The sequence below is a fragment of the Paenibacillus taichungensis genome (genome assembly GCF_050994985.1).
Classification (GTDB): domain Bacteria; phylum Bacillota; class Bacilli; order Paenibacillales; family Paenibacillaceae; genus Paenibacillus; species Paenibacillus taichungensis.
This window is the reverse complement of the sequence record NZ_CP194720.1, coordinates 4,221,779-4,233,198: the sequence shown is the minus strand read 5'-3', so window position 1 is coordinate 4,233,198 and position 11,420 is coordinate 4,221,779. Positions and strand designations below refer to the sequence as shown.

Genomic DNA, 11,420 nt, shown 5'->3' with positions numbered 1-11,420 from the left:
CGCCTATGATAAAGATATACCAAAGAGGAGTGAGTGGGATATGTGGATACTGGAAGCCAAAAAAATTCATAAAGTCTATGGCAACAAATTAAATAAACAGGAAGTCCTCAAGGGGATTGATCTCGGGGTAAGTAAAGGCGAATTTGTTGGGATTATGGGGCCCTCGGGTTCGGGGAAAACGACGCTGCTGAATGTTCTTTCTTCGATCGATCGGGTAAGTCAGGGCACAATTGAAATCGAAGGCCAGGAGTTTACCGGCATGAAGGAGAAAAGGCTGGCTGAGTTCCGCAAAGACTATCTCGGTTTTATTTTTCAGGATTATAATCTGCTGGATACCCTCACGGTGAAGGAAAATGTATTGCTGCCGCTCTCGATTACGAGTATTCCGAAGCATGAGGCACACCTGAAGTTCGAACAAATCGCCCGTGAACTGGGCATATACGAGTTGAAAGACAAATATCCGTCCGAAATCTCGGGTGGACAAAAGCAGCGGACTTCGGCTGCGCGTGCGTTTGTGCATGATCCGAGCATTATTTTCGCTGACGAGCCGACAGGTGCACTCGATTCCAAATCGGCTTCGGACCTGCTTGGCAAAATGAGTGATATGAACAGGAAGCATCAGGCTACGATTATTATGGTCACACATGATCCGTTTGCCGCAAGTTATTGCAGCAGGGTGATTTTCATCCGGGACGGTCAGATCTACACCCAATTAAATAAAGGAGACGAGTCCCGGCAATCCTTCTTCAACGATATCATCAAAACTCAGGGCGTATTGGGTGGTGTGCAGCCATGAGCCTGAACTACATCATCTTTCGCAATCTGAGGAAAAATCTGAAAAATTATTATCTTTACGTCTTTGCCCTGATTTTTAGCGTGGCCCTGTATTTTTCCTTTGTGACCTTACAGTATGATCCCTCCATGGATGAGGTTGCTGAATCAACCAAAGGAGCGGCTGCGATCGGCGCATCCTCCGTGTTACTGATTGTCATTGTGGGCATTTTTCTGCTCTATGCCAATACGATCTTTATCAAGCGACGCAGTAAGGAGATCGGTTTGTTTCAGCTGATCGGACTCACGAAGGGGAGAATATTTGGCATCTTGAGTGCGGAGAATTGCATTCTCTACTTTGGTTCCATGGTAATCGGTATTCTAATCGGGTTTCTGGGTTCCAAGCTGATATTGATGATTTTGTTCAAAATTATTGGCGTTGATGTGATCACGAAGCTATACTTCTCACCGATGGCGCTAGTGCAAACGCTGATTGTTTTTGCCGTCATGTATCTGCTTATCATGTTGATGAATTACACATTTATCCGAGCACAGAGTATTCTATCACTCTTTCGGGTGTCTTCTACAACAGAGCAGCAGGTAAAGAAGTTATCTGTGGGGCAGATTCTGATGGGCATCTTGGGTATTGCTCTGATCGTGTTCGGTTACATACTGTCTGCACGGCTGTTCAGCGTTGAGAAATTGGATATGCAGCAGTTAATGTACACGATGATTTTGATTTTGTTTTCGGTTATTTTGGGGACTTATCTATTCTATAAAGGTTCCGTCAGTTTCATTTTTAATATGATTCGCAAAAGCAAAAAAGGCTACCTCTCCATTAACGAGGTATTGTCGTTATCCTCCATCATGTTTCGCATGAAGTCGAATGCCTTGCTGCTGACCATTATTACTACTGTATCGGCACTCGCCATAGGTATGCTGTCGCTCAGTTACATTTCCTATTATTCGGCAGAGGCACAAGCCAAGGAAAGCTTGCCGGAAGATTTTTCATTTGCTCAGGCTGAGGTGAAGGATCGTTTTGTAGCGGAGTTGGATAACAAACAGATTCCATACGAAGAAAAGCACAGACAACCTTTATATATTGAAATTGATGCACATAAGGTGATGAATGACTCCACAATGGAGGAGCTGTTGTTCAGCAGTGTAGTAAGTGACAGCATGGTGGATAACATTGATCTGAAACCAGGTGAAGTCATTTTCATGGGATATGGCAATGTGATTCAGCAATTCTTTTCCATTCGGGATGAAGGTCCCATTGTTCTGCACGGATTGAAAAATACGATTGACCAGCAATTGATTGGAACCGTCAAACAGAGCGTGCTTCCCGTGTATTACACCAAAGGAACGCCTGTAGCGGTTGTGGATGAATCGGTTTATGCGGAGCTTGCGCAGGATCTTGATCCGACAATTCAGGAGGTGGAAAGGACAGATTATTACGGTGTGCAAATTACAGATTCGGGGCAAGACGAGAATGCGTATGCCATTTTTGCAGATCTGAAATTGAAAGCTCCAAGCTTCTCCCAGATTGAATTCAGAAATAATCAACGTACCAGTATGGGCCTAATCATGTTCATTGTTGGTTTTCTGGGACTGACTTTCTTGATTACATCCGGGTGTATCCTCTATTTCAAACAAATGAATGAGAGCGAAGAAGAGAAATCAAATTATACCATTCTGCGCAAACTTGGATTTACTCAAGGCAATTTGTTACGCGGAATTCAGTTCAAGCAGTTGTTTAATTTCGGCATTCCCCTTGTTGTGGGACTGAGCCATAGTTATTTTGCCGTGAAATCAGGCTGGTTCTTCTTTGGCACCGAACTTGCCACACCAACTGTAATCGTTATGATTGTGTATACGTTGTTGTATTCAATCTTCGGCCTGTTGTCCATATGGTATTACAAACGTGTGATCAAGGAATCATTGTAGATCAGAGGATGAGCAACAGAGGAATACAGTAAAGAATTCCGAAGAAGGGGTAACTGTATGATATACAGTCTGCCCTTTCTTTTTTTTGTGAAAAAAAGGAGGATGACGCAAGACTTCCGTTCAAAAATGTGTGGGGCATGGCCGTGGTTCCTTGTATACTTAGGGTATCTGAATGTACATAGAATGAATCGGAAAACGGGCACCATGGTGCTGATTCAGGAGGATCTCATGCAACTGGAACATACCGCTGGTCTCCACGGAGACTGGCTTCAATTTATGATTTTAACAACCAAACTGGAATTGCCACCCTTGCCAGCGGATACAATGGACCGTCCACGGCTCAGTTTGCAGCGCAAAGAATTGTTTCGATCCAAAGTCACTTTGTTAACTGCCCCGGCCGGTTCAGGGAAATCCACACTTCTAGGCAGCTGGGTGAGAAATGAAGCAGTACATGCGGCCAGTGTCTGCCTGGATGATAAAGATCAGGACCCACTTCAGTTTTGGCTCTACATTATTCATGCATTGGATCGAGTGAGAGAGGGGCTCTGCGGAGATGTTCTGCCACACTTTTTGCAACGGTATCCGATAGATCCAAGGTCAGCTTTAATATTATTGTTGAACCGTGTTGCCCAGGCCAATCAACAGGCACTGCTTATTCTGGATGACTATCATGCAGTAACTCAGCCTGAGATTCATGAGCAGATGCAATACTTTATCGAAAATCTTCCCCTGTCCATTCATCTGGTACTGTCAAGTCGCACCTATCCTCCATTCAAGCTTGAGAAGCTGCGTCTGAGAGGTGAATTGAAGCACTTCACGCTTCAGGAACTGGCGTTTACGACAGAGGAGGGCATTGAATTTTGCCAGGAGATTATGCAATTGGATATTGCGGGGGAGGATGCGCGTTGTTGGGTACAGCAGACGGAGGGATGGGCTGCCGGATTGAAGCTGCTGGCTTTATCTCACGCATGGGGTGCAGACTCTTTGGTCAGTCCATCCACTTCCCTGTCTCGTGAAGATCACGGGCAGCCTGGGGAGAGGACAATTTCGGATTACCTGCTTGAAGAGGTGTTTCAGCGTCAGTCACCCGAAATGCAGCAATTTCTGCTCCGGACAGCGATCACTAGAAGAATGAACAACAGTTTGTGTCAGGTATTAAGTGATATGCAGGAAGCTCCGCACTTGTTAAGGCAGCTGGAAAAGGAACATCTCTTCCTTGTTCCACTGGATCGGGAAAGGCACTGGTATCGGTATCATCATTTGTTCTCTGCATTTCTAAAGCGTGAGTTGGCTCGTTATGGCACAGAACAGGTGAATGATTTACATGCCCTTGCTGCACTTTGGTATGAGCAGCAAGGGTACCCGGCTGAAGCACTGGATCATTATATTCTTGGACAGCACATGCAGGATGCAGCCAGACTGCTGGAAGAGCTGTTTGCCCACTTTATTATGGGAGAGTGGTGGACGCTCCGGCGATACTTCGATGTTTTGCCACTGGAGATCGTGAAAGCACGTCCGAAGTTATATATGTCCTACCTGTTTCTAGTCGCGCGCGAAATGCCTTATGGACAGATGGTGAAGCAGCTTGATGAACTGGAACACGTCATCCGGGTGCATCTTCAAGGGCAGCTTGAACCTGAGATTATCGGGTATTTGCTGCAAGTCATTTGTGTGATGCGAGCCTACATGGCTTATCTGAACAGAGATTTGGATGGGCTCGCTCATTATTTGGTGTCCTATATCGATCAGGGATATCCCGATGATATTGCCTTTCAGTATATGGATTATGATCGGAGAGAGAGCATGCGCCTACGCAGCTTTCATGGCGTTAATGGCTATTTACGGCGTGCGGAAGCTTGCTTTGGGGCGATTACGGAACGTTGGTTAGCTGAACATGCCTATGTAACGTCCTACTATGGTGTCGGATATGGTGAAATTTTAATGGAACAGGATCGGTTATCAGAAGCGGTAAGTTATGCAGATCGAGCCCTTGAAGTGGCTTTGCAGATCAAGGTAGCTGCGCTGCTCGTTCCTGCGTATGTACTCAAAGCCAGACTTGAACTTACATTGGGTCGACCCGAGGAAGGCATGAAGCTGCTTCAACAGGTCACAGGATTGTTATCTGTGAAGGACATGGACTACTGGCAGCCAGCACTGGAAGCACATCAACATCGAATTTTACTTGAAGTGAGTCCCGTGGAATCGGCTCAAACCATTCTGGTTAAACCAGCAGGCGAAGGCAGTATGGCAGCTGAGACCAGCTGTGATCAAATCTTCCATTCCATGGTTCGCATTCGTGCAATGATTGTCCTTGAGCAGTATGATTTTGCACAAGAGGAACTGGGACGAATCCGTAACCAGGCTGAAGAACGGGATTGGCTGACTGAACAGATAGAGTGTGCTCTGCTGGAATCCATCATGCTGCAAAAGCAAGGATCCACAGATGCCAGTGTTGCAGCATTATCTCGTGCCTTGGTATTGGGGGGACCGGAAGGATATATACGTTCATTCGTTGCAGAAGGTGAGCAGATTAGGCGGTTGTTGCAGGACTACCTGTATTTACGTCGTACGAAGGCGATACAGGATGATGGTGTGAAAATGGCTTATGTGAAGCAGTTATTATCGGCATTCGCAAGAGACAAACGGGCAAGGGGCCTCTCCTCTGTAGGGGAGGCAAACCTGGATACGAAGGAAGTGGGGCTCAGCCCGATGGAGCAAAAAATATTCGGTTATATCGCTGAGGGCCTGACCAGCAAACAAATTGCTGCCGAGTTTGGTATCTCACCCGGCACTGTTAATACACACATTCGCCGAGTGTTCGCGAAGCTGGGTGCGAGTAGTCGCACTCATGCTGTACAAATTGCTGAGCAGCGGGGATTGTTATGATGAGCTGAAACGCTGTCTACTCTTTTGTAGACTGTTTTCCAACTATAGTCTCTCCTACAATGAAAATAATCAAATAACGCTGACGAGTCTTTGCTGACTCCAGGGTTATGTTCATGTAGGAGGTAACGTTAAGAGATGACAACACGTATATCCAAACAAAAATTTTGTTCTAAAAATAAGAACCGCAGGGTCTCGCCTTATTTGGCGGCTCTTCTGTCTTTATCCGTCATTACTGTTCCCGGAACAGTGAGCGCAGCGACCGATGCAGTAAGTATTCGTGACTTGCATCAGGCAGCACCGTGGGCAAGGAAAGCCATTGAAATAGCTGCTGAGCAACAGATGATTCTGGCGGACGAAGCAGGGAACTTCAACCCGAGCGCAACGTTGACAAGAGGGGACCTTGCGTACACACTGGCACAACTAATGGAAATGAACATGTTGTCGTCAGCTCAGCTTCCAGATCTGTTATTTAAAGATCTGGATAGTAACGTTGAGAATGGATCCTATATTCATGCTCTCAAATTAGCCGGAATCATGAATGGTTATCCGGATGGTACGTTTCGTCCAGGCGGTCTGGTGACAAGGGAAGAGCTGGCAACGACGATTATACGAATGCTCAAGAGTAAGGGATATGATGAAGCGTTACAACTGACCAAAGAGTTGTCATTTAAGGACACGTCCAGCATCAGTACCTGGGCTTTGCCAAGTGTACAACAGGCCGTTGAATTGGGGATTTTGAAAGGGGACAATGGAAACTTTGCTCCGAAGCGCTCCACTTCCAGACAGGAAATGGCCGTGATCGCACTACGCACAACTGAAGTGATTAAAGCGCTTGAAGAAGCTGCGAGTCCAGAGGGCGCCAATCCGGAATCCAATGCTAATGAACCAGGAAAGGTAACTGAGGTGCAGGGTACAACTTCAGGCGGCAATGACGCAGGAAACGGTAAAGGAAACACAAACGGTAATTCCGAGGCGACGCCAGGAAGTGGAAATGGAAGTTCGGGTGGAGGAAGTGGATCTGCACCAACAACTCCGACGAATCCTTCCACTCCGTCCAATCCAGGTACGGGAAACAGGGCTCCAGTGATCGTTAGTGGCGGTTTGCCTGATCAGGAAATTACATTGGATCACGCCTCACTGGACTGGCAAGCCTCCTCTTATTTTAGTGATCCAGATGGTGATGAATTGCAGTTCAGTGTCATAGCAGGAGATGAAACCATCGTTTCCTCCAGTGTGGTGGGCCAAGTAATTCGACTTGTACCACAGGCTGTTGGTGAAATAACGCTGACGATCAAAGCTGTCGATGATCAGGGCGCAAGTGTCACGGCGAAACTCAAAGTTAAGGTACTGGCCAATACGATAAGTCGACAATTTCCTGATCCATATTTGGCTGGAGCCATTGCATATTGGTTGCAAAAGGATGTGGATGATCCGCTGACCAAAGATGAATTGGCGGAAGCTCTCGTTCAGACAAATGGGGGGTTGTATGCGAGGAATGCAGGCATTTCCGATCTGACAGGAGTCGAGATATTCAAGGGGTTAAATATAACCGAGATAGATCTGTCCGGAAACGAAATAAGCAAGGCCGATGCCTCCGGATTCGATCGCTTGAATTGGCTGGATTTATCCGGTAACCAACTGACGGAGATCAATGTTACGGAACTGGATCAGCTGGAATATCTGAATCTCGCGAATAATCGACTGGCTTTCGTGGATGTTAGCGGACTACATTCCTTACAGGAACTTGATATGAACAGTAATGAGCTTGTTCATTTACCCATTGGAATTGCTGAACTGTCTGATCTGCAATACTTGGATGTGAGCAACAATTCCATATCCCTGAGAGAAGAGCCTGATTTCACACTGCATCACACGTTGCTGCAACGTGTGTACATGTATGATTTTGATGATGCTCCCCCCGTGCTGGTGGAGGCACCTGCGGGTAATACCGCTTATGTTAATGGAGATGAGATTGAGATCGACCTGTCCTTCATGTTTGAGGATGAAGATGACGCTAGGTCAAGCCTCAAACTTATGGCTGACTCACCTGATCCACAATTGGCAGATGTCAGAATGGTTGGACAGAAATTATATGTTAGAGCACTGGGGACGAGTATTGAGCCTATTCAGATTGAGGTGAAGGCTACGGACCCACTGGGCAAAATGGCTATAGGTCACGTGTACGTTGATCTAAGAGAATTAGAATAGAGTATTCTACATCAGGTATAACTGGACTATAGTAAGTTAAACTAACGTGCCTTCCCTATATGGAAGGTGCGTTGTTTTTATTTTGTAGGAGATAAGTTCATGTTAAAATATGCAAGAAACGAATGTGGCTTCGAGTGACATCGTCAAACGATGATCAACTGGAAAGAAGGAAATAATCTCATGTTATCGATTCATCAAGCGGAGTACCAACAGAAATCAACTTTGCGCAATCTGATGGAATTGTACAAATACGATTTTAGTGAGTATGACCCGGAAGATGTTAACGAAAACGGGTTATATGAGTATGTGTACCTGGACCATTATTGGACAGAAGCGGGCAGACATCCTTTTTTGTTTCGAGTAGAAGGACAATTGGCGGGATTCGCACTGATTCGTGAAATTGAGAGTGAACAGGGGACGAGTGTATACGAAATGGCAGAGTTTTTTGTAATGAGAAAATACAGAAAGCTGGGAGTGGGTGCGCAAGCCGCCATTCATGTGTTCAATCTTTTTCCCGGAACATGGAAAGTAGCGGAGATGGAGACAAATGAGCCTGCTCAGATTTTCTGGCGTAAGGTCATTGCACGCTACACCGATAATAAATACCAAGAGCTTAGAGAACCTGACTGGGATGGTCCTATTCAGATATTTACTACGAAGTAAGCACGAGAAAGGGAGAAGATGATGACCCAAATCAATATCTATCCAAGTACTCCGGAGGATTCAGAGTATGTTCGCCAGCAACTTATCGCATTTAATGCTGCGCATGTGAGCGAGGAATTAAGGCATCGTTACGAAGAACTGAATTTCAATATCAAAAATGAGACCGGCGAGATTGTTGCAGGTGTGCTTACTACACTTTGCTGGAATTGGCTGGAGGTTGATATACTTTGGGTGAATTCTGAACAACGGCATCGGGGATATGGTTCTCGGTTGTTGCTTGAAGTTGAGCGAATTGCGCGAGAGAAATCTTGTGATTTTGTCATGTTGAACACATTCTCATATCAAGCACCGGAATTTTACAAGAAGCATGGCTACCAATTGATCACAACGATCGACAATGCACCGACCGGACACAGTCATTATTATTTTAAGAAGGACCTAACTTAAGCAATGTATGCGAAATAGGACAAATCAGGAGGATTATTATGGTTACCATTAAAGCAATCGAACTTGAGGATCTACCGGCGCTAAGTCAGTTATACAACGAATTGATGGGTACACCGACTAATGAACAACAGATGCAGAAGATGTTTCACTATATCCAGCAAAATGGACACTACCATGTACTCGGTGCATTTTACAATGGCGAACTGGCCGGATCAGTTATGGGTATTGAATGTATGGATTTGGCAGGTCAGTGCAATCCCTTCATGGTTGTGGAGAATGTGATTGTATCCGATCAGGTACGCAGACAAGGAATTGGTCAGAAGCTTATGCTTCAGATTGAGCACATTGCGAGAGATCTTGGATGTGAATACATGATTCTGGTGTCTGGTGATCAGCGTAAAGAGGCTCATATTTTTTATGAAAAGCTGGGCTTTAAAGATGAGAAAGTTCAGGGTTATCGGAAGCATTTTAATTAATCAATATAGCACGGAAAATGTCTAATCGGTAGAAGGACTACTTAAGGAGCAGGGCGAATAAGGCATAGTCTTGAAATAAATGAACTGATATGAGGGAGGCACTCTCGTGTTCAAAAAATGGGCTAATGTCTTGATGATTCTGAGTTTGGTATTCGCTGTATGTTCCCCAACATCCTATGCCGCTGCCAAGACGGTTAAAGTAACCGTGACGCTTGTCAGTGCAGAACTGGTGGAAAACAATTCCGTTGGTAATGAATGGGCCATTGGGGCAAGTGTGAACGGCAAGAGCCTGAAGGAGGGTTCGTCGGTCACGTTGAATCTGAAACCTACAGATACGCTTAAATTACAAGCGAATGCCGAAGAGCAGGACAAAATTCCTGATCTGGGAAGCAAAAGTATGAACGTTAAGGTTTCCTCCATTTCCAAATCAACCAACAAGACTCTATCGGTTGTCGTGACGGAGAACAGAGGCCGTTATTCGGGTAACACAGCGACGTGGGAGTTCAAGTTTAAGATCAGTAAGAAATAAAATAGGGCCCGATCATGTAAAAGAGAGCCTAGCGCTCTTTTTTTTACTTTATACGGATAACCTTGAACTGAAGGAATGTATAGTTTCGGGAAGGATCTCTCTTTGGTAAAATAAAGAAAGTTATGGGCAGGGACGTATATATTTAATTAAAGTTGTAGTGAAGACAAAAGGAGGTTAACCAAATCATGCGTATCGTAGATAACATTAAAGTCTGGGGGGAGCCGCTGGAGAATGCGGTAAGTCAGGCGGTGACTTGCTCGCAGTATGGAGATGTACTGGGCGTGGCTCTAATGGCGGACCATCACAAAGGATATTCACAGCCCATTGGGGGCGTGGTCGCCTACCGGAACATGATCAGTCCGTCAGGGGTTGGATATGATATTGCCTGCGGCAACAAGGCTGTGCGCACCAACCTGATGTGGGATGATATCCGGAATCAGATTGCTGTCATTATGGATGACATTAATGCAACTATATCCTTCGGTGTAGGACGCAACAATCCAAATCCTGTGGAGCATGAGTTGTTCGATGATGCCAGCTGGAAGCTGTTTGATTCCATTGAGCATGGGCTACAGCACAAGTTGAAGACACTCGCACGCAACCAGCTCGGGACGGTAGGTAGTGGCAATCACTTTGTCGACATTTTTGTGGAAGAGGCGACGGGTAAAGTATGGATTGCAAACCACTTTGGCAGCCGTGGTTTTGGGCATAAGGTGGCCAGTGGTTTCCTGAACCTGGCTGCCGGACGTGCATTTAGTGGCAAAGCGCCGGGAGAATCGATGGACCAACCACCAACACTGTTTGACCTCAAGAGTGAAATGGGTGATATGTATTGGGACGGGATGACTTTGGCCGGCCGGTATGCATACGCAGGGCGAGATTATGTGATTGAACAGGTGCTCGGCATTCTCGGGGCGAGCGCAGAGTATTCGGTTCATAACCATCATAACTTTGCCTGGAAAGAACAGCATATGGGCGAAGAAGTGGTGGTGGTCCGCAAAGGAGCAACGCCGCTGGCACCGGGCCAACTCGGTTTTGTGGGCGGAAGCATGGGAGATATCTCGGTAATCGTGGAAGGAATCCACAGCGAAGAGAATACCGAGTCTTTCCGCAGCACCGTGCATGGTGCAGGTCGGATTATGAGCCGAACCCAAGCGGCTGGCAAAATGAATTACAAGCTGCGCACACGCATGGGTGGCGAGATCAGCGAGGAACAGATGCGAGCGGCGATTCGTGCATATGGTGTGGAGCTTCGGGGTGCAGGAACGGATGAAAGTCCTTTTGTGTACAAGAAACTGCAGGATGTGCTGAATGCGCATGCGCATACCTTGAAAATCAACCATACCCTTCGCCCCGTAGGTGTCGCGATGGCCGGGGGCAACGAATTCGACCCGTATAAGGACTAGTTAGATATGTTCAACTCAACATTTACACAACAACGGAGAGGACAGAAATAACTTGAAGAAGCGAAGCTAAAAGCTTTCTGAAAGAAA

9 protein-coding genes are annotated in these 11,420 nt (G+C 46.1%); all 9 read left to right on the top strand.

Annotated features, from left to right (window positions below; genetic code table 11):
- The first annotated feature begins 40 nt into the window (after positions 1 to 40).
- The 9 genes from ACR1R9_RS18825 (at position 41) to ACR1R9_RS18785 (ending at position 11,333) form a co-directional block, all read left to right on the top strand.
- A complete protein-coding gene (locus ACR1R9_RS18825; protein WP_433923021.1) occupies positions 41 to 796 on the top strand; it encodes an ABC transporter ATP-binding protein in 756 nt (251 codons plus the stop codon).
- Entirely contained in the window at positions 793 to 2,718 is a 1,926-nt protein-coding gene (locus ACR1R9_RS18820) for an FtsX-like permease family protein (RefSeq protein WP_433923022.1), read from the top strand. The genes ACR1R9_RS18825 and ACR1R9_RS18820 overlap by 4 nt, the downstream gene beginning before the upstream one ends.
- A 183-nt stretch (positions 2,719 to 2,901) precedes the next feature.
- Positions 2,902 to 5,604, top strand: a complete 2,703-nt coding sequence (locus ACR1R9_RS18815; protein WP_433923023.1) for a LuxR C-terminal-related transcriptional regulator — start codon at positions 2,902 to 2,904, stop codon at positions 5,602 to 5,604.
- 135 nt (positions 5,605 to 5,739) lie between these two features.
- Positions 5,740 to 7,812: an S-layer homology domain-containing protein gene (locus ACR1R9_RS18810; RefSeq protein ID WP_433923024.1), complete on the top strand. Its 2,073-nt coding sequence runs from the start codon at positions 5,740 to 5,742 to the stop codon at positions 7,810 to 7,812.
- 150 nt (positions 7,813 to 7,962) lie between these two features.
- A complete protein-coding gene (locus ACR1R9_RS18805) occupies positions 7,963 to 8,475 on the top strand; it encodes a GNAT family N-acetyltransferase (protein ID WP_433923025.1) in 513 nt (170 codons plus the stop codon).
- A gap of 21 nt (positions 8,476 to 8,496) precedes the next feature.
- Entirely contained in the window at positions 8,497 to 8,922 is a 426-nt protein-coding gene (locus ACR1R9_RS18800) for a GNAT family N-acetyltransferase (RefSeq protein ID WP_433923689.1), read from the top strand.
- 38 nt (positions 8,923 to 8,960) lie between these two features.
- Complete coding sequence (locus ACR1R9_RS18795; protein ID WP_076289992.1) at positions 8,961 to 9,398, top strand: GNAT family N-acetyltransferase; 438 nt, start codon at positions 8,961 to 8,963, stop codon at positions 9,396 to 9,398.
- A 106-nt stretch (positions 9,399 to 9,504) separates the two neighbouring features.
- Complete coding sequence (locus ACR1R9_RS18790; protein ID WP_433923026.1) at positions 9,505 to 9,927, top strand: hypothetical protein; 423 nt, start codon at positions 9,505 to 9,507, stop codon at positions 9,925 to 9,927.
- 185 nt (positions 9,928 to 10,112) lie between these two features.
- On the top strand, positions 10,113 to 11,333 hold the full coding sequence (locus ACR1R9_RS18785) for an RtcB family protein (RefSeq protein ID WP_433923027.1): 1,221 nt from the start codon (positions 10,113 to 10,115) through the stop codon (positions 11,331 to 11,333).
- The last annotated feature ends 87 nt before the right edge of the window (positions 11,334 to 11,420 follow it).

What these genes read in the sequence shown, in the direction of transcription:
- ACR1R9_RS18825 (WP_433923021.1), top strand. Translation starts at nt 41, where the DNA reads ATGTGGATACTGGAAGCCAAAAAAATTCATAAAGTCTATGGCAACAAA.
- ACR1R9_RS18820 (WP_433923022.1), top strand. Translation starts at nt 793, where the DNA reads ATGAGCCTGAACTACATCATCTTTCGCAATCTGAGGAAAAATCTGAAA.
- ACR1R9_RS18805 (WP_433923025.1), top strand. Translation starts at nt 7,963, where the DNA reads ATGATCAACTGGAAAGAAGGAAATAATCTCATGTTATCGATTCATCAA.
- ACR1R9_RS18810 (WP_433923024.1), top strand. Translation starts at nt 5,740, where the DNA reads ATGACAACACGTATATCCAAACAAAAATTTTGTTCTAAAAATAAGAAC.
- ACR1R9_RS18815 (WP_433923023.1), top strand. Translation starts at nt 2,902, where the DNA reads ATGAATCGGAAAACGGGCACCATGGTGCTGATTCAGGAGGATCTCATG.
- ACR1R9_RS18800 (WP_433923689.1), top strand. Translation starts at nt 8,497, where the DNA reads ATGACCCAAATCAATATCTATCCAAGTACTCCGGAGGATTCAGAGTAT.
- ACR1R9_RS18785 (WP_433923027.1), top strand. Translation starts at nt 10,113, where the DNA reads ATGCGTATCGTAGATAACATTAAAGTCTGGGGGGAGCCGCTGGAGAAT.
- ACR1R9_RS18795 (WP_076289992.1), top strand. Translation starts at nt 8,961, where the DNA reads ATGGTTACCATTAAAGCAATCGAACTTGAGGATCTACCGGCGCTAAGT.